General features: G+C 68.4%; 19 protein-coding genes and 5 pseudogenes. 17 read left to right on the top strand and 7 right to left on the bottom strand.

Annotated elements, in window-relative coordinates:
• Positions 1–95: 95 nt before the first annotated feature.
• The gene (locus ABZ928_RS20300) at positions 96–746 is read left to right on the top strand and encodes a YbhB/YbcL family Raf kinase inhibitor-like protein (RefSeq protein ID WP_361520469.1); all 651 of its coding nucleotides are present in this window, start codon (positions 96–98) and stop codon (positions 744–746) included.
• A gap of 106 nt (positions 747–852) precedes the next feature.
• Positions 853–969 (top strand): annotated as a pseudogene (locus tag ABZ928_RS20295) (IS5/IS1182 family transposase); the annotation flags it as partial.
• Between the two features lie 582 nt (positions 970–1,551).
• On the opposite strand, the gene gndA reads toward ABZ928_RS20295, so the two are convergent.
• Positions 1,552–2,991 carry an NADP-dependent phosphogluconate dehydrogenase gene (gene gndA / locus ABZ928_RS20290; RefSeq protein WP_361520467.1) on the bottom strand — a complete coding sequence of 480 codons (1,440 nt, stop codon included), beginning with the start codon at positions 2,989–2,991 and terminating at the stop codon, positions 1,552–1,554.
• A 146-nt stretch (positions 2,992–3,137) separates the two neighbouring features.
• On the bottom strand, positions 3,138–4,136 hold the full coding sequence (locus ABZ928_RS20285) for a TIGR03571 family LLM class oxidoreductase (RefSeq protein WP_361520464.1): 999 nt from the start codon (positions 4,134–4,136) through the stop codon (positions 3,138–3,140).
• A gap of 195 nt (positions 4,137–4,331) precedes the next feature.
• Between ABZ928_RS20285 and ABZ928_RS20280 the strand changes: the two genes are divergently transcribed.
• Together ABZ928_RS20280 and ABZ928_RS20275 are read left to right on the top strand one after the other, a co-directional pair.
• The gene (locus ABZ928_RS20280; protein ID WP_361520461.1) at positions 4,332–5,327 is read left to right on the top strand and encodes a zinc-dependent alcohol dehydrogenase family protein; all 996 of its coding nucleotides are present in this window, start codon (positions 4,332–4,334) and stop codon (positions 5,325–5,327) included.
• A 170-nt stretch (positions 5,328–5,497) separates the two neighbouring features.
• Entirely contained in the window at positions 5,498–5,812 is a 315-nt protein-coding gene (locus ABZ928_RS20275) for a helix-turn-helix domain-containing protein (RefSeq protein ID WP_361520745.1), read from the top strand.
• Between the two features lie 382 nt (positions 5,813–6,194).
• Here ABZ928_RS20275 and ABZ928_RS20270 read toward each other — a convergent pair.
• Positions 6,195–6,464, bottom strand: a pseudogene (locus ABZ928_RS20270) (aldolase/citrate lyase family protein); the annotation flags it as partial.
• A gap of 410 nt (positions 6,465–6,874) precedes the next feature.
• On the opposite strand from ABZ928_RS20270, the gene ABZ928_RS20265 reads away from it, so the two are divergent.
• The 6 genes and pseudogenes from ABZ928_RS20265 to ABZ928_RS20240 all read left to right on the top strand — a co-directional run bounded on the left by ABZ928_RS20265 (position 6,875) and on the right by ABZ928_RS20240 (position 13,501).
• Positions 6,875–8,284: an FAD-binding oxidoreductase gene (locus tag ABZ928_RS20265; RefSeq protein WP_361520458.1), complete on the top strand. Its 1,410-nt coding sequence runs from the start codon at positions 6,875–6,877 to the stop codon at positions 8,282–8,284.
• A gap of 27 nt (positions 8,285–8,311) precedes the next feature.
• Entirely contained in the window at positions 8,312–9,082 is a 771-nt protein-coding gene (locus ABZ928_RS20260; RefSeq protein WP_361520455.1) for an SDR family oxidoreductase, read from the top strand.
• A gap of 109 nt (positions 9,083–9,191) precedes the next feature.
• The gene (locus tag ABZ928_RS20255) at positions 9,192–9,740 is read left to right on the top strand and encodes a MerR family transcriptional regulator (protein ID WP_361520453.1); all 549 of its coding nucleotides are present in this window, start codon (positions 9,192–9,194) and stop codon (positions 9,738–9,740) included.
• 140 nt (positions 9,741–9,880) lie between these two features.
• A pseudogene (locus ABZ928_RS20250) lies at positions 9,881–10,177 on the top strand (PAS domain S-box protein); the annotation flags it as partial.
• A 193-nt stretch (positions 10,178–10,370) separates the two neighbouring features.
• Positions 10,371–12,248: a SpoIIE family protein phosphatase gene (locus ABZ928_RS20245; RefSeq protein WP_361520451.1), complete on the top strand. Its 1,878-nt coding sequence runs from the start codon at positions 10,371–10,373 to the stop codon at positions 12,246–12,248.
• A gap of 17 nt (positions 12,249–12,265) precedes the next feature.
• The gene (locus ABZ928_RS20240) at positions 12,266–13,501 is read left to right on the top strand and encodes an FAD-dependent monooxygenase (protein WP_361520448.1); all 1,236 of its coding nucleotides are present in this window, start codon (positions 12,266–12,268) and stop codon (positions 13,499–13,501) included.
• Positions 13,502–13,617: 116 nt separating this feature from the next.
• On the opposite strand, the gene ABZ928_RS20235 is transcribed toward ABZ928_RS20240, so the two are convergent.
• Complete coding sequence (locus ABZ928_RS20235; protein WP_361520445.1) at positions 13,618–14,037, bottom strand: helix-turn-helix domain-containing protein; 420 nt, start codon at positions 14,035–14,037, stop codon at positions 13,618–13,620.
• Between the two features lie 95 nt (positions 14,038–14,132).
• Between ABZ928_RS20235 and ABZ928_RS20230 the strand changes: the two genes are divergently transcribed.
• A complete protein-coding gene (locus ABZ928_RS20230; RefSeq protein ID WP_361520442.1) occupies positions 14,133–14,744 on the top strand; it encodes an NAD(P)H-binding protein in 612 nt (203 codons plus the stop codon).
• Between the two features lie 176 nt (positions 14,745–14,920).
• Here the strand turns inward: ABZ928_RS20230 and ABZ928_RS20225 are convergent, their stop codons facing one another.
• From ABZ928_RS20225 to ABZ928_RS20215, 3 genes and pseudogenes are all read right to left on the bottom strand, one after another.
• A complete protein-coding gene (locus ABZ928_RS20225) occupies positions 14,921–15,460 on the bottom strand; it encodes a MarR family transcriptional regulator (protein WP_361520439.1) in 540 nt (179 codons plus the stop codon).
• A gap of 445 nt (positions 15,461–15,905) precedes the next feature.
• Positions 15,906–16,040, bottom strand: a pseudogene (locus ABZ928_RS20220) (glycerophosphodiester phosphodiesterase family protein); the annotation flags it as partial.
• Between the two features lie 61 nt (positions 16,041–16,101).
• Positions 16,102–17,245: pseudogene (locus ABZ928_RS20215) on the bottom strand (adenosine deaminase).
• Positions 17,246–17,414: 169 nt separating this feature from the next.
• Here ABZ928_RS20215 and ABZ928_RS20210 point away from each other — a divergent pair.
• From ABZ928_RS20210 to hpaD, 6 genes are read left to right on the top strand one after another with little or no spacing between them, the layout of a single operon-like run.
• Positions 17,415–17,918 carry a flavin reductase family protein gene (locus tag ABZ928_RS20210; RefSeq protein WP_361520436.1) on the top strand — a complete coding sequence of 168 codons (504 nt, stop codon included), beginning with the start codon at positions 17,415–17,417 and terminating at the stop codon, positions 17,916–17,918.
• Between the two features lie 30 nt (positions 17,919–17,948).
• Positions 17,949–19,400 (top strand): 4-hydroxyphenylacetate 3-monooxygenase, oxygenase component, encoded by a 1,452-nt coding sequence (gene hpaB, locus ABZ928_RS20205; protein ID WP_361520433.1) that lies wholly within the window; start codon positions 17,949–17,951, stop codon positions 19,398–19,400.
• On the top strand, positions 19,400–20,833 hold the full coding sequence (locus ABZ928_RS20200) for a fumarylacetoacetate hydrolase family protein (RefSeq protein ID WP_361520430.1): 1,434 nt from the start codon (positions 19,400–19,402) through the stop codon (positions 20,831–20,833). Before hpaB ends, ABZ928_RS20200 begins: the two co-directional genes overlap by 1 nt.
• Positions 20,830–21,762, top strand: coding sequence for a 4-hydroxy-tetrahydrodipicolinate synthase (gene dapA, locus ABZ928_RS20195; protein WP_361520428.1), 933 nt, complete (start codon positions 20,830–20,832; stop codon positions 21,760–21,762). The genes ABZ928_RS20200 and dapA overlap by 4 nt, the downstream gene beginning before the upstream one ends.
• A complete protein-coding gene (gene hpaE, locus ABZ928_RS20190) occupies positions 21,759–23,240 on the top strand; it encodes a 5-carboxymethyl-2-hydroxymuconate semialdehyde dehydrogenase (protein ID WP_361520425.1) in 1,482 nt (493 codons plus the stop codon). Before dapA ends, hpaE begins: the two co-directional genes overlap by 4 nt.
• Positions 23,237–24,232, top strand: coding sequence for a 3,4-dihydroxyphenylacetate 2,3-dioxygenase (gene hpaD, locus ABZ928_RS20185; RefSeq protein ID WP_361520422.1), 996 nt, complete (start codon positions 23,237–23,239; stop codon positions 24,230–24,232). The genes hpaE and hpaD overlap by 4 nt, the downstream gene beginning before the upstream one ends.
• Positions 24,233–24,234 lie beyond the last annotated feature (2 nt).

The following is a 24,234-nucleotide window of genomic DNA, read 5'->3' as shown; positions in this document are numbered from 1 at the left end:
TCGGGATGCCAGGATCCGGAGCGCCTTCCCCAGGGCGTCCGTGACCTTGATCGTGGAGGCACCTACCCACTTGACCTGCCCAGGAGGGCACAATAATGAAGAAGACGGTACGGGCCGCCGCCGCGCTGGCCGCGGTCGCCGCGGTGGCGGCAGGCGTCACTACGGCGAGCGCCGACACCCGCGGCGGGCACCACGAGGCTTCCAGCTACAGCGAGGCCTCCGGCCATTACGGGGGTTACAAGTACAACCGGATCCGTGGGAACGTCCCGGACTCGGCCGCCCAGTTCTCCGTCACCAGCCCGGACGTCCGCGACGGCGGAACCTTCCCGGCGGACGCCTACGCCGACGCGTTCGGTTGCACGACCCCTAACAAGCAGGTCCGGCTGAACTGGCACGGCGCGCCGAAGGGCACCCGGAGCTATGCGGTGACCATGTTCGACCCCGACGCCCCCAGCGGCAGCGGTTTCTGGCACTGGGTGACCTGGGACATCCCGGCCACGGCCAGCAGCCTGGGCAGCGCGCTGCCCGCGGGCACGGTAGCCGGTACGGACGATGCCGGACGGACCGGCTACCTGGGCCCCTGCCCGCCGGCCGGCGACATCGCCCACCATTACGTGATCACCGTGTACGCACTGGACACCCCCAGCCTGGACTTGCCGGCTGCCACACCCGCGGCGGTCACGACGTTCACCATGTCGGGACACGTGATCGGAACCGCCACACTGACGGCGATCGCCCGCAGGTAGCTCCCCGGAGACGGCGGGCGGCTCGGAAGTTTCCGTGGCCGCCCGCCGTCTGCGTGAGGAAAGGGAGCTGCCACGGCAGACACCTCGCCACGCGGCCGACCCAACCTCCTGGCTCGCCGGATGCCGACGACTGCACCGTCGCTGCGAGCGCAATGCCGAGCACGTCCTTGCTTTCGCCTGCATCGCCACCACACTCTTCTGCTACCGGCGGCTTACGAGTTGAGGGATCTCACTGGATGTCACGCTGGCGGCGGGCGAGGATGATTCCCCCAAGGGGGCTCTCGGCCGAGGTGCGCGTCCTGTGTCCGTCCACGGTGAAGCCGGCTTCGTTGAGCCGGCCGATCATCTGGCTGCGTCGGCGACGATGGGACGTGGACGAACGCGTCTACGCCCAGCTGGCGCAAGTGAGCGGTAATCCGCCCCAGACCACATCCCACGTCTGCGACCGACCCCCCACCGCGGGACCTCACCAGATCGGCGAACAGCACTAGGACTGCGCGCTCCTCGGGTGTTTCGTCCAGGAGGTTACGCGCCTGGTGTGCATAGCTCTCGGCGACGGTGTCATAGGACGTCCGTGTGTCTTCCAACCAGCCGTCCGTGTTCAATTCGATTTCCCAGGCCAGCAGGCTACTCAACAGCCCAGGGCGAGGTGACCTCTGAGGTAGGCCGACGCCCGCAGAACTTCGGCCGTATCGGCTTCTTCGCGCAGTACACGGACAGGGCCCCGACCGACCACCGGACGGGGAAAGAGTGGCCACGGCTCCTGGGGAGACGTCGTCCGGGGGCTTGCGCCCCCGGACGGCCTCTATGCCTGCGTCTCTGGGCGGTCCGGGGCCGACCAGTGAGTGTGGAAGACACCGGGACGGTCGGTGCGCTGGTAGGTGTGGGCGCCGAAGTAGTCGCGCTGGCCCTGCAGGAGGGCGGCGGGCAGACGGTCGGCCCGCAAGGTGTCGTAGTGGGCGAGGGCGGCGGAGATGGCCGGGACGGGGATGCCGCGCCGGGCGGCGGAGGCGACCGTCTCCCGCCAGGGCACCTGCGCCTCCGTGATCTCCTGCCCGAACTCCTTCTCTCCCAGCAGGCTGACCAGTTCGCGGTCGGCAGCGTGCGCGGCACGGATGCGGTCGAGGAAGGAGGCACGGATGATGCAGCCGCCGCGCCAGATCTTTGCGACCGCGCCGAGATCGATCTTCCAGCCGAATTCGGTGGCCGCGTCCTGGATCATCTTCCAGCCCTGGTCGTAGGCGATGACCTTGGAGGCGTACAAGGCGTGCTCGACCTGGGAGGCGAAGCGTTCGGCCTCGGTGCTGCTGAGCGGCGGTGTGGTGCCGCCGGGCATGCCAGAGTAGGCGGCGCGCAGGTCGCGCTGGCCGGAGGCCGCGCGGGCGAAGGTGGCCTGGGCGATGGCGGTGACCGGCGAGCCCAGGTCGAGTGCAGTTTGCACGGTCCAGCGGCCGGTGCCCTTCTGACCTGCGGCGTCCGCGACGATGTCGACGAACGGCTGTCCGGTGAAAGGGTCGGTGTGGGCGAGGACCTCGGCGGTGATCTCGATCAGGTAGGAGCCGAGCCGGCCTTCGTTCCATCGGCGGAAGATGTCGGCGATCTCGGCCGGGTGATAGCCGGCAACCTGCCGCAGCAGGTCGTACGCCTCCGCGATGAGCTGCATGTCGGCGTACTCGATGCCGTTATGGACCATCTTCACGAAGTGCCCGGCGCCGTCGCTGCCGATGTGCGCGGCGCAAGGCTCGCCGTCGACCTTGGCGCTGATGGTCTCGAACATCGAGCCGAGGGCGTCGTACGCCTCCGCCGAGCCGCCGACCATGATCGAGGGGCCTTCGAGGGCACCTTCCTCACCGCCGGAGACGCCGGTGCCTACGAAGTGGATGCCGCGTTCGCGCAGGGCGGCCTCGCGGCGGCGGGTGTCGGCGAAGTGGGCGTTGCCGCCGTCGATGATCATGTCGCCGGGTTCGAGGAGCGGGGCGAACTCCTCGATGACGGCGTCGGTCGCGGCACCCGCCTGCACCATGATCATGAGGCGACGCGGGCGTTCGAGGGCGGCGACGAACTCCTCGGCGGTCTCGGCGGCCACGAACGTGCCTTCGCCGCCGTACGTCTCCATCAGCGCGCGCGTGCGCGCCGCCGTCCGGTTGTGGACGGCGACGGTGTAGCCATTGCGGGCGAAGTTCCGCGCCAGGTTGCGGCCCATCACACCCAGGCCGGTCACGCCGATGGCTGCGGTTGCGTTCATGAGTAGTACCTGTTCTCCGAGTCGGTGACGTCGACGTCTCTCGTCCCTGCGGTCGGGTGACCGCAGGGGAGCGGTGCCGCGGTCGTCAATTGGGGCAAGTGGGCTGCCGACGCTGTGAGCGAGCGTTTCCGGGCGGACTGCGGCATTCACGCCTGAGGTGTCGGGAAGTGCGGCAGAACCTCTTCGGCGAGTTCGTGCAGCACTTCCTCGACAGGGCGATCCCCCGGGCGCAGGTTGAGGGTCAGATGCGCCACACCCAGGTCGTTAAGGGCGTGTATGTGTTCGAGTAGGGCTTTACGGCCGGTACGCAGGCCCAGCCGGATGGGGCTGCGGGGGGTGCTCGGGTCTTCGGTCAGGTCGAGCAGCATGGGCGCGAGATAGGGCTTCGGATTCCCCAGAGCCTTGGTATGCGCTCCCCAGTCCGCAAGGTGTTTGGCTGCGACCTGCAGGTCTCGCGGGTAGTTGAACCATCCGTCGACGTGAGCAGCGAGCCAGTCGAGGTCCTGCCCAGCCCGGCCCGCCACCACTACGGGCACACTTCCGCCACCGGGCTTGGGAAGGACGTTCAGTTTCCGTTCGGCCTTGAGCCCGAGTGCAGGCACTGTGATGCCGCTACCAGCAGCCGGCACGGCCCATGCCTGCCGCAGGATGGCGAGGTTTTCGCGAAATGTGGCAGCTCGTTGCTCGAAGTCCTCGCGGAACAGCGGATACTCCACCGGGCGATCCCCGCCGGCAAGCCCCAGAACGAACCTGCCGCCCGAGAGATAGTCGACGGTAGCGGCCGCCTTGGCCACGAGCAGCGGTTTCCGCAGGGGAAGGACGACAGCAGCGGTGCCGAGTACGGCGCGTTCGGTCACTGCCGCCAGGTGTCCGAGGTGAGTGAAGGTCTCGAACACGGTGCCGGCATCGCCGAAGTCCACCGGGTCGAACAGGGGTACGTCCCTCACCCAAAGCGCGGCGAAGCCCAAGCGGTCAGCCAGCTGTGCGCGTTCTGTGTGCGAGTCCAGGTCAGGAACCCCGCGGGGATGCCCTGCGGAATGATCCCTCAGGAGTCGAGTTGGTCCCCAGTCGTTGTCGAGGGGCAGCTCGAGGCCAAGGGTGAGGGTGCCGTCCGGGTGCAGGAGACGGGCCAGTGCGTTGCTCACAGTGCTTCCACGGGTGATCGATGTCCGAGGTGGTCCACCCAAACACATGTTTTGACAAGCGTCAAACTTTCACCCTCATCAAATTTTGACAGCCATCGAATTTTATGTCGTACTGGAACACCTCACGGCCGACAACACAGACGTCACCTGTCGTGAGTTCTCGGCCGGCCTCCCTCACCCCTTTGGAGTTCTCCCATGAGCAGGAACGTGCGCTTCCACGCGACCGGCGACGCAGACGTGCTGCACCTCGATCACGTCGACGTGCCGGCTCCCGGGAAGGACGAGGTACGCATCCGCGCACGTGCTCTCGGCTTGAACCGTGCCGAAGTGATGTTCCGGACGGGCGAGTACGTGGTCGATCCGGCGTTCCCGTCCTCCATCGGCTACGAAGCTTCCGGCATCGTCGACTCAGTCGGCCCGGGCGTCGAGCACGTGTCCGTCGGTGACGCGGTCAGCGTCGTGCCGGCGTTCGCGATGACCGACTACGGCGTTCACGGCGAGCTCGTCCTCGCGCCCGCCTCCGCGGTGGTGAAGCACCCGGCCTCACTGTCGTGGGAGGAAGCGGCGGCGGTGTGGATGCAGTACATCACCGCCTACGGCGGACTGATCGACATCGCCCAACTGCAGGCCGGCGACACTGTCCTCCTGCCCGCCGCCTCCAGCAGCGTCGGCCTCGCCTCCATCCAGGTCGCCCGCATGGTCGGGGCGACGCCGATCGCCCTCAGCCGCACAAGCGGCAAGCGCGACCAGCTCCTGGAGGCCGGCGCGTCCGAGGTCATCGCCACCCAGGAAGAGGACATCGTCGCCCGTGTCCGTGAGCTCACGGACGGCCACGGCGCGCGCGTCGTCTTCGACCCGGTGGGCGGGCCCGGCGTGGCGCAGTTGGCCGCAGCCACCGCACCGCACGGCATCATCGTCAACTACGGAGCTCTGGACCCGCGCGACATGGCCCTGCCGGTCATGGATGTTCTCGGCAAGCACCTGACCCTGCGCGGCTACGAACTCTTCGAAGTCACCCAGGACGACGAGCGTCGCGGCGCCGCAGTCGAGTTCGTCCTCGACGGTCTCTCCCGCGGGTTGCTGCACCCGGTGATCGACCGGACCTTCGTGCTCGACGAAATCGCCGACGCGCACCGCTACCTGGAGGCCGGCTCCCAGGTCGGCAAGATCGTCGTCACGATTCCCGAGTGACCTGACGACCGCAGCATTCGGCGCCTGGTTGCCCGCACGGTGTGCGGCTGGCGCCGCGCACCCCATCAAATTCGACAAGGGTCGTACCATGGTCTGTCACATCGAACAGGCCAGAAGGAGTCATCGTGGCCCGCCCCCGCACCGCCCCCCGGACGCTGGAACATCCCGCCATGGCGGAGGTCTCGCTGCAGCAGGTGCTGGAGGCACTCGTGGACCCGGTACGCCGTGCGGTGGTGGCGCAGCTGGCCCAGGCGAACCAGGACAAGAGCTGCGGCACGTTCGACACCCCGGTGTCAAGGTCGACCCTGACCCACCATTTCAACGTGCTGCGGGAGGCCGGAGTGATCCGGCAGTACTACGTGGGGACGACGAAGATGAACTCGCTGCGCACCGAGGACATGGAGGAGCGCTTCCCCGGACTGCTCTCCGCGATGATGGCCGCGTCGGTCGCGGAGACCGACGCGCCCCTCCACGCAGTCGGCTGACGCAGCCCCCTTCCCGCGAGGTTTCGCCGACCTCGGTGGCGGCGGTGCTCAGCTCCAGGTAGTCGGAGCCGAGGTCGAGATTGGCCTGGCCCGCGGGGCTGAGGCGCAGAAGCCCGCCGAACCCGCAAGACCGAAGAACTTGTGATTCCCGTTGCTCCAGTGCGTGTATCAGGCAGTAGGCGTCGAGCGCGCTCCAATACCGGCGGGTCGACCATCTCCCCACCGACCGCGATGCGCCCTCGACGGCGGACAGCACTGAGCGCGCCCACGCCAGTTCCTCCGCAGTGGGGGCGAATCCGCCTGCCACGGCGGCAAGTTGCGCCGGGTGAATGCACAGCTTGCCGCTGAATCCGAGCCGGCGGGCGTGCGCGACGTCCGCAGCCAGCACCTCAGGTGCGTCGAGCCGGGTCGTCACCCCGTCCAGTGGCGGGGCGATGCCCGCTGCAGCGCAAGCTGCCACCAAGCGGCTGCGCGCGTAGGCGAGAGCGAGATGGTCGGCGGGGTCCACGCCCAACTCGGTCGCCAGGTCCACGTTGCCCAGGGCTGCACGGATCACTCCGGGCGTCCGGCAGAGCAGAGTGGCCTGTTCTATGCCCAGCGCGGTCTCGACAAGGATGACGACCGCGCAGCGACCAGCCGTACGCGAGACCACGTCGGTCACGACAGCCGGGTCCGCACACTTGGAGATCACTACAGGACAGACCTGGCGAGACCTGATATAAGCGGATTAAATACGCACTCCGGGATGAAACAGTGGGAGACAACGACCTCTAAGCGACGAGGGTCGTCGTGTGTGTGAAGTACGTCGTCGACCAAGACGACGTGGACGGTCTGCTCTCCGAGCTGGGCGAGTACGCGGTCGAGCAGGCGCAAGATCATCTGGGCTCAACTGCCACTGCCCTCATGACCGACCGCCTGTCCAGGCCCCACTCAGAACTCTCCATGCCCTGCCGCGGGCTCCGAGCCGTGCAACTCGATGTGACCTGTAATACATGACGCTCTATGACATGTATGGCTCGGAAGACTGGCGCTCGTCCATCCCCACTGCAGGAGTGAAGAAACATGACGAGCGCAAGCGCCACCCATGGTGCATTCGCGGATTTCCCGGCGGAGTTTCGAGGGGAAGTCCTGCGTCCCGGTGACACCGGTTACGACGAGGCCAGGCGGGTGAACAACGAGCGAGCCAACGACGAGGGTCCCACTCTGATCGCCCGCTGTCTGGACGAGGACGACGTGGTCACCGCACTGCGCTACGCATCGGCCATCAAGACGCCTGTCGCGGTACGCGGGGGCGGCCACGGCTACGACGGCTACGCCATGCCCGGGGGCGCCCTGGTTGTCGATCTGTCCCTGCTGCGCGCCGTCACCGTCGACCCGCAGACGCGGGTCGTGCGGGCCCAGGCTGGGGTCACCCTCGGCGAGCTGGACGCAGCGACCCAGGAACACGGCCTGGTCGTGCCCTCCGGCACCGTCACCTCCACCGGCATCGCCGGCCTCACCCTCGGCGGCGGCATCGGCCACCTGATGCGCCGCTACGGCGCCACCGTCGACAACCTGCTCGCCTGCGACATGGTCACCGTCGACGGACGCCGCGTCCGCGTCGATGCCGGCACCCAAGAAGAGCTGTTCTGGGCACTGCGTGGAGGCGGCGGCAACTTCGGCGTCGTCACGAGCTTCGAGTACCGGGCCCATCCGATGGGCACGGACGCCGTGGCCGGGTTCGCCGTCTACGGCCTGCACGACGTCCCAGGCATCCTGACCGCCCTTGACGAGGTCATGGCCGCCGCCCCACGCGAACTCGGTCTGGTCGCCACCGTCACGCCGGCCCCGCCCCTGCCCATGATCCCGGAACAGGCGCACGGCCGCCCGGTACTGATCCTCACCCCCGTCTACACCGGCGACCCAGCAACCGCCGACGACGTCCTCAAGCCGCTGCTCGGCCTGGGCACCCCGCTGGTCAACCTCATCCAGCCCACCACCTGGCGGCAGGCCAACAGCATGCTCGACGCCACTGCCCCCTACGGGAAACGTGCCGCTTCCCGCAGCGGCTACCTGCCCGCAATCACCGGTGCGGCCGCGGCAGCCGTCCTGGACAGCGCCACGGCCGCCACACCCGGATGGGGCGGCACCCTCAACCTCATCGCCATGGGCGGCGCCATCACCGAGGACGTCCCCGAAGACGCCACCGCCTTCCCCCGTGCCGGTGCCGCATGGGTCTGGCAGGCCGTCGCCTTGTGGGACTCCCCCGACCAGGACGCCGGCTACGACCAGTGGGCCGCCGACGCCACCTCGGCCCTGGCCCCGCATACCTTGCCGACCGGCTACGTCAACCTCACCACCGACCAGGGCGAGGACTGGCGGCGCAATGTATGGGGCAGCGAGGCCACGTTCCGCCGTCTCCAGCGGGTCAAGGCCGCATGGGACCCGCACAACCTGCTCCGCTTCAACAAGAACATCGCCCCCGCGGCCTGAACCCCTCTCCCACGTAAGGCATATGGCATGACCTCCAGCACTCACACCGGCCGCATCGCGCTCGTCACCGGCGCCAACAAGGGCGTCGGCCGCGCCATCGCCCACCAGCTCGCCGAACTCGGCACGACCGTATGGCTCGGCGCGCGCGACGGCGAACGCGGCCGCCAGGCCGCGAGCGAACTGCGCGCCCTAGGCCACGACGTACGCTTCGCACCGCTCGACGTCACCGACGAGGCGAGCATCGCCCTGGCCGCCAAGCAGATCGAGCAGGAAAGCGGCCGTCTCGACGCGCTCGTCAACAACGCCGGCATCAGCCTGGCCTGGCACACCCCGAGCCAGACCCCGATCGACGACCTCCGGGCCACCTTCGAGACCAACGTCTTCGGCTACGTCCGAGTCACCAACGCAATGCTGCCCCTCCTACGCCGCTCCGACGCGGCCCGCATCGTGAACATCAGCAGCGTGATCGGATCCCTGACCGCCGCCGCCGAGAACCACGACCCCACCGGCGCCTTCCCCGACGGCCAGTTCCCCGTGATCCTCAGCCACAGCATGTCGAAGACCGCGGTGAACTCCCTCACCGTCATGTACGCCAACGAACTGCGCGCCGAGGGCATCCTCGTCAACGCCGTCTCCCCTAACTGGGTCCCGACGGACGCCAACGGCAACACCGGAATCCTCAGTCTGGAACAGGGCGCCCGCATGCCGGTCCGGATGGCCACCCTGCCCGACGACGGCCCGACCGGCACCTTCACCTGCTCCGACGCCACCGAAGAGGGAACCACCCTGCCCTGGTGACCCGTTGACGTCCCGGTCGGCATCTGCGCCACAGCGAAGTGCCGACCGGGACGCCGCGCCCACGGCTGACACCTGAAGCGCCAAGGCCGACAACGAGGAAGCGGAGCACATGACCGTCGCAGAAGGGCTGTACTCGATCACCGAGGTGTCCAAGGCGTTCGCGACTCCCGTGTCCACACTCAGGTACTACGACGACATCGGCCTCGTTCCGGCGTCGTGCCGCCGTTCCCGGATTCGGCACTACGATCATCCGGCGTTGCGCCGGCTGGTCCTCGTCCACCTGTGGCGGCAGGACGGTGCGCTCGGCATCCGGGACACCGCCGCCGTCGTGAAGAGCGAGGGTCACGAGCTCCGCAACGCACTCCTGCGTCAGAGCCGGAACGAACTCGCCTCCCATATCCGACAGTTACAGGAGGCCCACGACCTCCTGTCGCACATCCTGGAATGCCGCGAGGACGACTACACCAACTGCCCGGTGATCACCGCATACCTGGACCGGAGGATCCTGATGGCGCTCGAGGGCCCGCTGGAGCACCGTGGGGCGGTGATGCCGGAGCGCGCCTGGCCGGAGCTGCGACTCGTTGCCGAGTCGATGCTGGGCCCTCTCGACGTGGATGGGCGGACGAGCCCCCAGGACGGCCGCCCCTCCTCCCGGTGAGCTGAGCCTGAGATCGCGCCCGGCGCATATGCCTGGAGAATATGCGCACCGGCGGTCTGGGCGTCGGGCCTTCTGGCGGCCCTGAGACGTCCGGCAGATGATGGGGAAGAGCGCCAAGCACGGATGTCGGACGGCCGACCATGCGAGTCCCAGAGACGACTGGTTCCGGCGAGCTGGTGAGCCCGTTCGAGGTGGCGGACATCGGCCTTGCCCTGCTGGATGAGCAGGGGGTGTTCACCGGCTGGACCCGCGCTGCGCAAAAGCTTGTCGGCTACCTGAGGGACGACGTGCTGAGCAGGCCTGCGGCCACCCTGCTCGATCATGTCGAGGATCCGCGGGACGCGGCGGCCGTGATCGAGTCGTGCCGTGCCCAGGGCGGCTGGAGCGGCCTGGTGACCATAAGGCACCGCGAGGGCAGGCTGGTGACGCTTGCCGTACGAGTCATAACCCTGCGTGATTCGGACGGGGGCATGGAGTGGGCCGTGCTGGCCCAGGACGCCCGCCGTACCCCGGACATGGAACTGAGCCGGATGATGCTGGAGCCGCTGCTCACCTACGCGCCGGTGGGTGTGGTCGTGCTGGACACAGACCTGAGGTACGTCTGGGTGAACGACGTGCTCACCTACGGAGGTGCGCCGCATCGGCAGCACATTGGACGTCCTGCGGACTGCCGAGGAACTTGCCGAGGTCGCGGTGCCGCGTTTCGCCGACGCCGTAGGCGTCGATCTGCTGGAGCCGGTGCTCCATGGAAACGAACCTCCCCCTGGCCCGGTCGGCAACCGGCCCGCTCTGCGCCGTGTGAGTCAGCAGTCGATTCACCCGGGTTGCCCGGAGTCGACCGTCTCGGTCGGAGACGTGATGCATCGCTTTCCCGACTCGCCCTCTGGCCGCTGCCTGAACGAGGGCGTGCCGGTGCTGGAATCACTCGTCGACCTGACCGACAGCGCATGGATCGCTGAGGACCCGCACCGGGTGGACAGAGTCCAGAATTTCGGCATCCACTCGGTGCTTGTGGTGCCCCTGCAAGCGCGGGGCGTCCGGCTGGGGATCGTAACCTTCGCGCGGTCCCAGCGGCCCGACGACTTCGACCGGGACGATGTCAGTCTGGCCGAGGAACTCCTGGCCCGGGCCAGCGTGTGCATCGACAACGCGCGTCGTTTCACCCGTGAGCACCATGCGGCCCTGGCTCTCCAGCAGAGCCTGCTGCCTCGTGGACTGGCCAGCGGGACCTGCCTGGACGTGGCGTCACGCTACTTCCCGGCGGACATCCCGAACCCTGTCGGCGGTGACTGGTTCGACGTGATCCGACTGTCCGGAGCGCGTGTCGCCCTTGTCGTAGGGGATGTGGCAGGCCGTGGGATGAATGCCGCGGTCACCATGGGCCGGCTGCGCGCGGCGGTCCGCACGCTCGCCGATCTGGACATACCGCCGGACGAACTCCTTGCCCACCTGGACGACTTCGTCATCAGCCTCCTGGAGCAGGAAGACACCGAAGAAGCGGCCGGGGAAATCCACGAGGATGCCGGCACCTCTGCACTCGGGGCCACCTGCCTGTACGCCGTCTACGATCCAGTCACCCACCGGTGCACCCTGGCCCGCGCGGGTCATCTGCCCCCGGCGGTCGTCAGTCCCGCGGGGGTGGTCACCTTCCCCGGCCTGCCGGCCGGACCGCCCCTCGGCCTCGGAATCCTGCCGTTCGAGTCCGTCGAGGTGGACATGCCCGATGGCACACTCCGCGCACTGTTCACCAATGGCCTGATCCAGGCTGGCCAGGCCGACGCGGACGTCGGCCTGGCGCGTCTCGCCACCATGGCCGCCCGGCCTGCGCCAACCCTGGAGGAGCTCTGTGACCGGCTGACATCCGCCCTGCTCACCAGCCCGCCACGCGATGACGTCGCGCTGCTCCTTGTACGTGCGCACTCTCTGGACGCGGACCAAGTCGCGCTCTGGGATGTGGCCTCCGATCCGTCCGCCGTCCCGGAGGCGCGGGCTCTCGTGGCAGGCAAGCTGACGGAATGGGGTCTGGATGAACTTCAGTTCACCACCGAACTGGTGGTGAGTGAACTGGTGACTAATGCCATCCGCTACGGCAGCGGTCCCATCCAGTTGCGCCTGATACGAGAAGCAGCGGTGCTCATCTGCGAGGTGTCCGATGGCAGTAGTACCTCGCCCCGCCTGCGCCACGCCCGCACCACCGACGAGGGGGGACGCGGGTTGTTTCTGGTCGCGCAGCTCACTCACCGCTGGGGAACCAGGTATGCCGCATCCGGAAAGAACATCTGGGCGGAGCAGAGCCTTCCGTCTCCCGCAGGCCTCCGAGTTGCCGTCCATCCCCAGCCGCGAGGCCATCGGCTCCACCGATTTGCGGTGCCCCTCCAGCAGTTGGGTCCACAGACAGATCCCGCCCCACCGGCACTGGTCAACTCCCCGCCTCGATCGAGCAGAGACCCACCATCGCCGCATGGGCCTGCCCAAGCACTACTGGAGCTTGCGCTCAAGCGCACTTGAGAAGCCAGGCTCTTCGCATGAGCAGCTACACCACCGAGCGCAAGGGCAGTTCACACAAGCGCGTCCTCGTCTCCGGCGCGAGCGTCGCCGGAAACGCACTCGCCCATTGCCTGAACCTGTACGGCTTCCAAGTAACGGTCGTGGAGCGCTGGCCCGGGCTGCGGCCCGGCGGCCAGGCCGTCGATCTGCGCGGTGTCGCCAAGGAAGCGGTGCGCCGGATCGGGTTGGAGGAGGAGGTACGCGCGGCGCGCACGGAGACCGACGGCGCCTCCTTCGTGACACGCTCCGGCCGGAAGGTCGCCACCCTCCGCGCCGACCAGTTTGACGGAGACGGCCTGATCGCCGACCTCGAAATCCTGCGCGGCGATCTCGCCGAGGTCTTCCACGACGCGGCGAAGGACCGTACGGAGTACGTGTTCGGGGATCGCATCGAGGCGCTCGAGGAGGGCCCTGACGGCGTCTCTGTACGCTTCGCGAGCGGAAAGACGCGAGACTTCGATCTGGTGGTGGGCGCTGACGGGCAGCACTCTGACACCCGGTCGCTCGTCTTCGGCGAGGAGGCCCGGTACCGGCATCACCTCGGCCACTACGTCTGCTTCTTCACCGTGCCCAATCACCTCGGCCTGAATCGCTGGATGCGCGTCTACGCGGAACCCGGCCGCACTGTGGCCATCCGCAGCATTCACGACAACCGTGAGGCGATGGCGTTCCTGACTTTGCGCTCCCCCGAGTTCGACTACGACCACCACGACCTGGACGCCCAGAAAGCACTCATTCACGAGCGCTTTGCCGATGCGGGCTGGGAGACGCGCTGGTTGTTGAGCCGTCTGGATTCCGCGCCGGATTTCTACTTCGCCGCGGCCGCCCAGATCCACCTTCCCCACTGGTGGCGGGGCCGGACCGCTTTCGTCGGCGATGCGGCATACGGCCCCTCCTCACTGTCCGGGCAGGGCACGAGTCTCGCCGTGGTCGGTGCCTTCGTCCTCGCCGGGGAACTCGCCGCGGCCGGCGGCGACCACACAGTGGCCTTCCCCTCTTACCAGGCACGGTTGCGTGCCTACGCCGCCAGCAACCAGGCGGTCGGTCAGAGCTTCGAACGCACTTCCACGGCCCGCAGTCGGCTCGGGGTCGTGATGCAGTACGCGGCGATCGCCTCCCTGCCCTATCTGCCGTTCAAGACCTTCGGCGAGATGCAGCGAGCGGTCAACAACCTCACGTTGCCCGACTATGGCCATCTCGTTCTGGCGCACTGATGCCCGCGGCGGCTGCCCGGCCCAGCGCTTGAGAGTTCACGAGTGCGCTTCTCGCCGAATACGCCCATGCTGGTCTGGCGAGCGCCTCTTCCAGCTGTCAGACACACGTTGCACGCCTACTCATCATTGGCGTCGTAGGCCGCCTGAGCGCTGGTGATCCGGTGGACGTTGACTTCGGCCCAGTCGCCGATGATGGCGATCGGCTCGCTGAGGGAGTGGCCGAGGTCGGTAAGGGTGTATTCGACCCGGGGCGGAACTTCGGCGAAGACCTGGCGGGTAAGCAGGCCGTCGCGTTCCATCCGGCGCAGCGTCTGGGTCAGCACCTTGGGTGCGACACGGCCGAGGTGGTCGCGCAGCTCCGAGAACCGCATCGGGCCGTCGGTCAGCAGCAGTACGACGAGCACCGTCCACTTGTCACCGATCCGGTCGAGTACACGCCTGGTCGGACAATCGGGGTCGAAGAGGTCGCCCTGGTAGGCCTGCGTCCGGCTGGCCCGGAGACGGTCGACCAGACGAGGCGGAGCAATAGTAACCATGAGGTATCTATAGCACGTTGAAGTACTCAGTATCCATTGGTTACCTTCTGGCTGCGTGGCCGGACGGTCCGGCTGTTGGCGAAGGAGTCACGACCATGAAGATCGCGGTCTACGGGGCAACAGGCATGATCGGCAGCCGGGTCGTGGCCGAGGCGCTGTCGCGGGGGCATGAGGTCGTCGGTGTCAGCCGGTCCGGCGGTGGGCAGCCCCAGGCCGGTGTGCGTACGGTGCGCGGCGACGCTGGTGACAGCGAGTTGACCACGGGCATCGCAGGTGAGGTGGACGTCGTGGTGTCGGCGATCGGCCCGAGCCGCACCGGCGGCGTGATGCGGGAGTACCTGGAGCAGCTGCGCAACATCGTCCAGACACTGGGCGGCACGCGCATCGTGGTCGTGGGGGGTGCCGGATCGCTGCTCGTGGACGGAAAGCCGTTGCTCGATCACCCGGCCTTTCCCGAGATCTACCACGCCGAGGCACTCATCGGAGCGGAGGCTCTCGAATACCTGCGCGCTCTGGGCGACGGCGCGGACTGGACGTTCCTGTCCCCCGCTCCGGTGATCCAGCCGGGCGAGCGCACCGGGACCTACAACCTCGGGGAGGACTCCCCGGCCGGCGACTCGATCTCCGCCGAGGACTACGCGGTTGCCCTGCTCGACGAGATCGAGAAGCCCGCTCACCGCCTCCGCAGGTTCACCGTCGCCCACTGAGACGGCGACACGGGCGGACGTCTCCCGCCGGCCGAAGAAGCTGCCGGCCTCGGCGGGAGACATCCGGCCGAGGGCCTTTGCCCCGACATGGGTCCCGCCCGTCTGCGGACCGTCCCGAGGGCGCCGTCCATCTCATCCGCACCGAGCCCCGCTCTTGGCGGTGAACCCCAGAGGCGTCACAGGCGATGCCTGGCCTGGAAGTGAGTCGAGTGGGCGGTGAGTTTGCCCAGCAGGTCGATGAGCGTGTGCTGTTCCTCCTCGCTCAGCGAGGATGCCCACTCCTGCTCCCGCTCGTTGTGCGCCCGAAAGGCGGAGGCGATCGCCGCACGGCCCGCCTCGGTCAAAGTGAGCTGCACCGCACGCCCGTCGTAGGGTGCGCGCTCCTTACTGACGAGGCCGTCCCGTTCGAGGGTGTTCACCAGAGCCGACACAGCTGCTCTGCTCATACCGGACAGTTCGGCGACCTTCTTCGCCTCGACCGGGCCCGAGAGCCAGACCGCGAACAGCACGCGGAAACCCGGCCAGGACCAACCGCGCGGACGGTGCACCGTGGACTCCAGGTCGTATACGAGCATGTTGGCGGCCCGATGAAGGGTGAGCACCAAGCGCATGGCAAGCGGGTCGACTCCTGGCAGTTCCCGGCCGGCGCGAGAGACCGCGTGGTCGATGAAAGACCAGAAGTGCAGGTGTTCGGCTTCGGGGTGTTCCTGGGTCACATCCGGAGTGTAGGCCGAAGGCCAACAGGTCGACTCCAGCACGTAGCTCCCTCAGAAGGAGCCCAAACGCCCCTGCTCCGCCGCTTCAGCCGGAGCGTGTGCGGGACGGTATTCAGCCGACAGGTCGTACGGGCGAGCGACTCATGTCGATACGACAGCGACATGGGTGCGGGACCGGTAGGTCTGGCACCCCGGCATCGGCGGGGCATGCCGAGCCGGTCGAGGTGAGGCCATCGCATCCACGTGTGGGCATGGCCCGGTCTGGTCGCCTTATTCGGCGTCTTCGCGGTAAGCCCGCTTACCGCGAGAGTCGTACGCCATGCCGACTCGCACTCGGTCCGGCCACCTGCGGGGCCGCCCGGGATCAATCCGTGGCACGCAATGCCTATGCGAGTGTCAGCCCCCCGTATCTCGGCCGCCGACAGCCCGAACAGCGGCCGGTCCTGCCCCACAGCCGCGACAGGGTGTCGTCGTGCAGCAGGACCGGCACGTCGTCCTTGGTGATCCGCATGTCGATCTTCACCGCGTCCGGGCCCAGTTCGAGCGCGGAGCGCAGGGAGCCGCTCGTCTCCTCACGGATGCGGCAGGAATCGCCGCGGCACCACGGCCGCCGGCTTCTGCATGCGCCCGTGGTGGTGGGCTCAGGGAGCGAGCCTGGCGGCGGTGTAGCTGTCGATCTCGTTCTTGATCCTGATCTTGCCGGGTCCGTCGAGGAAGGACGCGTCGACGGCGTTCTTCGCGAGTTCCGCCAGGCCCCGTTCGTCGAGGCCGAGAAGCCTTGCGGCCACCGCATACTCGCTGTTGAGGTCGGTGCCGAACATGGGCGGGTCGTCGGAGTTGATCGTGACGATGATCCCCGCCTTCACGAACTCCTTGATCGGGTGCTCGTCGAGCGTGCGGACGGCTCGGGTTGCGATGTTGGAGGTGGGGCACACCTCCAGCGGGATGCGGTGCTCGGCGAGGTGGGCGAGAAGCTTCGGGTCCTGGAAGGAGTTCGTGCCGTGTCCGATGCGCTCGGCGCGGAGGTGGGTGAGGGCGTCCCAGACCGTCTCCGGGCCGGTCGTCTCACCGGCGTGCGGGACGGAGTGCAGGCCGGCCGCGATCGCCTGGTCGAAATACGGCTTGAACTGCGGGCGCGGGACGCCGATCTCGGGCCCGCCGAGCCCGAACGAGACCAGCCCCTCGGGGCGCAACCGGTCGTCGGTGGCGAGCCGCGATGTCTCCTCGGCCGCCTCCAGACCCGCCTCGCCCGGGATGTCGAAGCACCAGCGCAGCACCGTGCCGAACTCTGACTCCGCTGCCTTGCGGGCGTCCTCGATCGCCTCCATGAACGCCTTCTCGTCGATACCGCGGCGGGTCGAGGAGAACGGCGTGATGGTCAGCTCGGCGTAGCGGACCTGCTGGCGGGCGAGGTCCCTGGCGACCTCGAAGGTCAGCAGCCGAACGTCCTCGGGGGTGCGGATCAGGTCCACGACGCTGAGGTACACGTCGATGAAGTGCGCGAAGTCCGTGAACGTGAAGTAGTCCACGAGGGCTTCGGGGTCGGTGGGGACCTTGGAGTCGGGGTGGCGGGCGGCGAGTTCGGAGACGATGCGCGGGGAGGCGGAGCCGACGTGGTGGACGTGGAGTTCCGCCTTGGGCAAGTCGGCGATGAAGGTGTGCAGGTGGTCAGGTGTCGTCGTCATGGGGGCCTCCCCTTGCTGGGCGCCCGGCACAACCCCAGCGTGCGGTGGTGTGCGGCGCGGTGATCGGCTGATCGGTGCGGACATGATAGGCAGCGCTCAAGAACTTTCCTGCCAAGGGGTTCCCAAGCCGTGATCGACGGAGTACGGTCCCCAATTAATCAAAGCTTTGATTACATGCTTTGATCCATATATGAGCTGCTCTGCACCTCTAGCCATCGTCTGCCCTTCCGGCAGGAAGGCACAGATCTTCCCGGCCAACGGAGTCACTCGTGTCCCAAGCCCTCGCCCCGCCCAACCCCGGCGCCCTGCGCGCCGCCATGTCACGCTTCGTCACCGGTGTCACCGTCGTGACGTACGCCGGAGATGACGGCCCGCGAGGGGCCACCATGAACTCCTTCACGTCCGTCTCCACCGATCCGCCGCTGGTGCTGATCAGCGTCGCGCGGCGGGCCCGGTGCCATGACCAGTTGCTCGACCGGCCGTTCTGTGTGAACGTCCTCGGCGCCGAACAGGAGCCGCTGGCCCGGCAGTTCGCCGGAGCACCGGCCGCGGCCGAGCCCCGCTGGGTGGTCGGCGCCCGGGTGCCGCGCCTCGCCCATCCGCTCGGCTGGGTCGAGTGTGAGCCGTGGGGCGCGTACGACGGCGGTGACCACACCCTCGTCCTCGGACGGGTCACCGACCTCGGTCACCGCGACGGCGACGCCCTGACCTATGCCTGGAGCCGCTTCGGCACGGCGGTCGAGTCGACCGACGGCATCGAACACCTCATCTGACGCCCCTCACCTCTCCTCAGGAGCACCACCATGGCCGCACGCACCGGCAAGGAATACCTGGAACGTCTCTCCGCCTCCCGCCCCACCGTCCACATCCAGGGCGAGACCGTCACCGAAGACATCCAGGACCACCCGGCCTTCCGCAACGTGGTCCGCACGTACGCCGAGCTGTACGACCTCCAGCACAGCGCCGAGCACAAGGACACACTGACCTACACCTCCCCCACGTCCGGTGAGCCGGTCGGCACCTCCTTCCTCACCCCGACGACCCCGGACGACCTGGTCAAGCGCCGCAAGGCGTTCAAGGTGTGGGCCGACCACAGCAACGGCATGCTCGGCCGCACCGGCGACTACATGAACAGCTCGCTGATGGCGCTGGCCTCCGCTGCCGACTGGTTCGCCCAGGCCAACCCGGCCTTCGGCGAGAACATCCGTCGCTACTACGAGAAGGTCCGTGAAGAGGATCTGCTGTGCACCCACACGCTGATCCCGCCGCAGGTCAACCGGTCCGTTGCCGGCACCCAGCAGGCCGGCGGCAAGCTGGCGGCGCGGATCGTGAAGGAGGACGACAACGGCGTCGTCATCCGCGGTGCGCGCATGCTCGCCACGATCGCGCCGTTCGCCGACGAGATGCTGGTCTTCCCCTCGACCGTGCTGCGCGGCACCCCGGAGGACAAGCCGTACTCCTACGCCTTCGCCATCCCCAACGACACCCCGGGACTGCGCTACATCGCCCGTGAGCCTCTCGACTACGACCGACCACGCCATGACCACCCCCTCGCCTCCCGCTTCGAGGAGTCGGACTGTGTGGTCGTCTTCGACGACGTGCACGTGCCCTACGAGCGCTGTTTCGCGCTCGGCGACGCGGAGCTGTGCAACGGCTTCTACTCGCAGACCTCGTCCGTCGTGCACATGACCCACCAGGTCGTCACCCGCACCACCGCGAAGACCGAGTACATCCTCGGCCTGGTGTCGCTGCTGACCGAGGCCATCGGCATCGAGCAGTTCCAGCATGTCCAGGAAGACATCGCCGAGATCATCGCCACCCTGGAGATGCTGCGCGCCTTCCTGCGTGCCGCAGAGGCCGACGCAGAGGTCAACGAATACGGCGTCCTCACCCCCGCCTTCGCCCCGCTCAACGCCGCCCGCAATCTCTACCCCAAGCTCTACCAGCGCTTCCCGCAAATCCTGCGCAAGCTCGGCGCCTCCGGCCTGATGGCCACCCCAACCGAACTCGACATCACCGGCCCCGCCGCCACCGACATCGAGGCCTACCTGCAATCCGCGACCCTGACCGGCGCCGAGCGCGTCAAGCTCTTCCGCCTGGTGTGGGACACCTGCATCTCTGCCTTCTCCAGCCGCCAGGCGCTGTACGAGTACTACTTCTTCGGCGACCCGGTCCGCATGGCGGGCGCGTACGTCAAGTCGTACGACCGCGAGCCCTACAAGGCTCGGGTGCAGGCGTTCCTGGAGCGTTCCTGATGACACACCCGCTCGGCAACCCGCCGACGAAGATCGTCGCGGTGCACCTGAACTATCCCAGTCGGGCCCAGGAGCGGGGACGGCTGCCCGCACAGCCGTCGTACTTTCTCAAGCCGCCGTCGTCGCTGGCGGGCACCAAGGAGGCGATCGTCCGGCCGGCCGGCTGCGAACTCCTCGGATTCGAGGGCGAGATCGCACTCGTCATCGGCTCCCGCGCACAGCGGGTGGCGCCCGAGGACGGCTGGTCGTACGTCCGCTGGGTGACGGCCGCCAACGACGCGGGCGTGTACGACCTGCGCTACGCCGACCGGGGTTCCAACCTCCGCTCGAAGGGGGCCGACAGCTTCACCCCGCTCGGTCCGCGTCTGCTGGACGCCCGTCGGCTCGCCCCGGCCGCGCTGCGGCTGCGGACCTGGGTGAACGGCGAGCTGGTGCAGGACGACACCACGGACACGCTTCTCTTCCCCTTCGGGCAACTGGTCGCCGATCTGTCACGGCTGGTCACCCTGGAGCCGGGTGATGTGATCCTGACCGGCACCCCTGCGGGCGCCTCGGTCGTCTCACCCGGTGACCTCGTCGAGGTCGAGGTCAGCTCTGACGAACTGTCGACCGGACGGCTGCGCAACCCCATCGCCGACGGGCCCGCCCTCAAGGCCTACGGCGCGATGCCGAAGGCCAGCCCGGCCGAGCGCGAGGCCGCGTACGGAGCGGCGTACGAGCCGGAGCCGCTGCTCCACCCACGTCTCGCGGAAGAGCTGCGCTCGGTCTCCGTGGCCACGCTCAGCGCCCAGCTGCGCTCGCGCGGACTGCCGCACATGTCGATCGACGGCGTGGGGCCGATGAGTACGGACGGCAGGGCAATGGTGGGGGTCGCCCACACGCTGCGCTATCTGCCGCTGCGCGAGGACCTGTTCAAGCGCCACGGCACCGGCATGAATGCCCAGAAGCGGGCGATCGAGGAACTGCGCCCAGGACATGTGCTGGTGATGGACGCCCGCCGCGACGCGAGCGCCGGCACGCTCGGCGACATCCTCGCCCTGCGGGCCAGGACGCGGGGCGCGGCCGGGGTCGTCACGGACGGCGCGGTCCGCGACAGCGCCGCCGTCGCGGAACTGGGCCTTCCGGTGTACGCGGCGGGCAGCCACCCCTCCGTCCTCGGTCGCCGGCACGTCCCCTGGGACACCGGGGTGCCGATCGCCTGCGGCGGGGCCCTGGTCCAACCGGGCGATCTCATCGTCGGCGACGCGGACGGCGTGGTCGTCGTACCGCCCGAGCTCGCCGACGAACTGGTCGCCGACTGCCGGGAGCAGGAGCGGCAGGAGCGGTTCATCGCCGAGCAGGTGGCGGCGGGCGAGAGCGTCGAGGGCCTGTATCCGCTGGGGTCGAACTGGCGGGACGCCTATGAGAACTGGTGCAAGGGAGAGTCACAGTGAAGTTCCGCAGCGACCCGTCGGCCATCCGCGGGTCCATCGCCCCGGTGGTCACACCGTTCACCGCGGACGGCGCCGTCGACCACGAGAGCCTGCGCGCGCTGATCCGCTTCCAGCTGGAATCCGGCTCGCACGGCATCTCGCTCGGCGGGTCCACCGGTGAGCCCAGCGCCCAGTCTGTCGCCGAGCGGATCGCCGGGATGCGCACGGCGGTGGAGGAGATCGGCGACCGGGTGCCCTTCCTGCCCGGCACCGGTTCGCACAAGCTCGACGAGACCCTCGAACTCACTGCGGCGGCAAAGGAGTTGGGGGCGGACGCGGCTCTCGTCATCACCCCGTACTATGCCCGGCCCACCCAGGAGGCGCTGTACCAGTGGTACGCGACGGTGGCCCGGGAGTTCCCCGACCTGCCGGTCGTCGCCTACAACGTGCCCTCGCGCACCGCCGTCGACATCGAGCCGGAGACCGTACGGCGGCTGTTCGGCGACTTCGACAACTTCGTCGGGGTGAAGGAGACGACGAAGGACTTCGAGCACTTCTCGCGGGTGCTGCACGCCTGCGGCCGGTCGCTGCTGGTCTGGTCCGGCATCGAGCTGCTGTGCCTGCCGCTGCTGGCACTGGGTGGCGCCGGGTTCGTCTCCGCCGTCGCCAACCTCGCCCCGAACGCCGTGGCGCGAATGTACGAGCTGTGGGAGGCCGGTGACTTCGACGCCGCCCGCAACCTGCACTACGCGCTGCACCCACTGGTCGACCTGCTGTTCGTCGAGACCAACCCGGCCCCGGCCAAGTGGGTCCTCGCCCAGCAGGGCCGGATCTCCTCGGGCTTCGTCCGCCCGCCACTGGTCTCCCCCACCGAGGCCGGCCTGGCGAGGATCCGCGCGCTGCTCGCCGAGGGCGGCGACCTCACCGCGCAGATCGGAACAGACAAGTGAGTCCTGAGAACCTGCCTTCGGTCATCCGGCACTGGATCGGCGGCGAACTCGTCGACGCCGCCGACGGCCGTACGTTCGACGTGTCCGACCCCGTCTCCAACACCGTATACGCCCAGGCCGCGCGCGGAACGTCGGCGGACGTCGACCGGGCGGTGGCCGCCGCCCGCACGGCCTTTCCCGGCTGGGCGGGCCTGTCCAACCGGGCCCGCACGACCATCCTGTACCGGATCGCAGACGCGGTCGAAGCCCGCCACGACCGCCTCGCCGCCTTCGAGACGTACGACACCGGATTGCCCATCACCCAGGCCCGCGGCCAGGCCCGCCGTGCCGCCGAGAACTTCCGCTACTTCGCCGACGTGATCGCCGCCCTCGGCGAGGAGGCCTTCCGGCAGGGCGAGGATCAGTTCTCCTACGTCGTACGCAAGCCGGTCGGCGTCGCCGGACTGATCACTCCCTGGAACACCCCGTTCATGCTGGAGAGCTGGAAGCTCGCGCCGGCCCTCGCCTCGGGCTGCACGCTCATCCTCAAGCCTGCCGAGTGGACCCCACTGTCCGCCTCGCTGTGGCCGGAGATCTTCGCGGAGGCCGGGGTGCCGGCCAGCGTGGTCAACATCGTGCACGGCATCGGCGAGGAAGCCGGCCAGGCACTGGTCGACCATCCCGACGTGCCGCTGATCTCCTTCACGGGATCGACGGACACAGGCCGCCACATCATCCGCTCCTCGGCGCAGCACCTGAAGGCCACGTCGATGGAGCTGGGCGGTAAGTCCCCGGCCGTCGTCTTCGCCGACGCCGACCTCGAAGCCGCCCTGGACTCGGTCATGTTCGGGGTGTTCTCCCTCAACGGCGAGCGCTGCACGGCGGGTTCACGTGTACTGGTCGAGCGCCCACTGTACGAGGAGTTCACCAGCCGCCTGGCCCAACGGGCCGCCAACGTCCGGGTCGGTCCGCCCTCCGATCCGGCTACCGAGGTCGGCGCGCTGGTCCACCCCGAGCACTACGAACACGTGCGCAACTACATCGAGATCGGCAGGAAGGAGGCCCGCCTGGTCGCGGGCGGCGAAAGGCCGTCGCATCTGGCGGCCGGCAACTATCTGCAGCCTGCGGTCTTCGCCGACGTCGAGCGCGACGCCCGGATCTTCCAGGAGGAGATCTTCGGCCCGGTCGTCGCCGTCGCGCCCTTTGACACCGAGGACGAGGCGATCGAGCTGGCCAACGCCACTCAGTACGGCCTGGCCGCCTACATCTGGACCTCGGACCTCAAGCGCGGCCACCGCATCGCGCACGCCGTCGAGTCCGGGATGATTTGGCTCAACTCCCACAACATCCGCGACCTGCGCACGCCCTTCGGAGGCGTCAAGGCCTCCGGTGTCGGCCGCGAGGGCGGTGCGCACTCGATCGACTTCTACACGGAGTCAAAGATCATCCACGTCGCTCTCGGCGACGTCCACACCCCCCGCTTCGGAGCCGCCTCATGAACGCCCCCGACGTGATCCGCTCCGCCTACGCCCAACTGGCGGTCACCGACCTCGGCGCTGCTCGCTGGTTCTGGGTCGACATGCTCGGTTTCCACATCCAGTACGAGGACACCGGCTCTCTCTACCTGCGCGGCACCGACGAGCTCACCCACCACTCACTGGTGCTGCGCAAGGGCGAGACCGCGGCCCTCGACCACATCGCCTACCGGGTCCGCACCCCCGAGGACGTCGACAAGGCGGAGAAGTTCTTCCGCCAACTCGGCCGCCCGGTCAAGCGGTTGAAGAAGGGCGAGGGCGCCCACGGTGTCGGGGACGCGGTACGCGTCATCGACCCTCTCGGCTTCCCGGTGGAGTTCTTCCACGAGATCGAACGCGCCGAGCGCCTCATACAGCGCTATGACCTGCGCCGCGGCGCCGAGATCGCCCGCCTGGACCACTTCAACATCTGCACCCCCGACATCCCGGCCGCCTACGCCCACTACAGGTCCCTCGGATTCGGCTGCTCGGAGACCATCGAGGGCGACGAGCACGAGCTGTACGCGGCCTGGATGTACCGCAAACAGACCGTCCACGACGTGGCCTTCACCGGCGGCGCGGGGCCCCGTCTGCACCACCTGGGCGTCGCTACCCACGAGTCGCACCAGGTGCTGCGCTGCGCCGACATCTTCGGCTCGCTGCGCAAGGAACACCACATCGAGCGAGGGCCGGGCCGACATGGCGTCTCCAACGCCTTCTACCTGTACCTGCGCGATCCCGACGGCCACCGGGTGGAGATCTACACCTCGGACTACTACACCGGCGACCCGGACCACGAGACGTACCGCTGGAACGTGCACGACGACCGCCGCCGGGACTTCTGGGGCAACGCCGTGATCGAATCCTGGTACAAGGAGGCCACCTCGGTCCTCGACCTCGACGGACGGCAGCAGCCCGTCTCCGACGCCCTGCTGGACGAGTCGGCCGTGCAGGTCGGCGCGGACGGACTCGGCTGAGT

The sequence above is a fragment of the Streptomyces sp. NPDC046909 genome, from assembly GCF_040644695.1.
Lineage (GTDB): Bacteria > Actinomycetota > Actinomycetes > Streptomycetales > Streptomycetaceae > Streptomyces.
The sequence above is the reverse complement of the archived record's forward strand: the minus strand, read 5'-3'. Positions and strand labels throughout refer to the sequence as shown.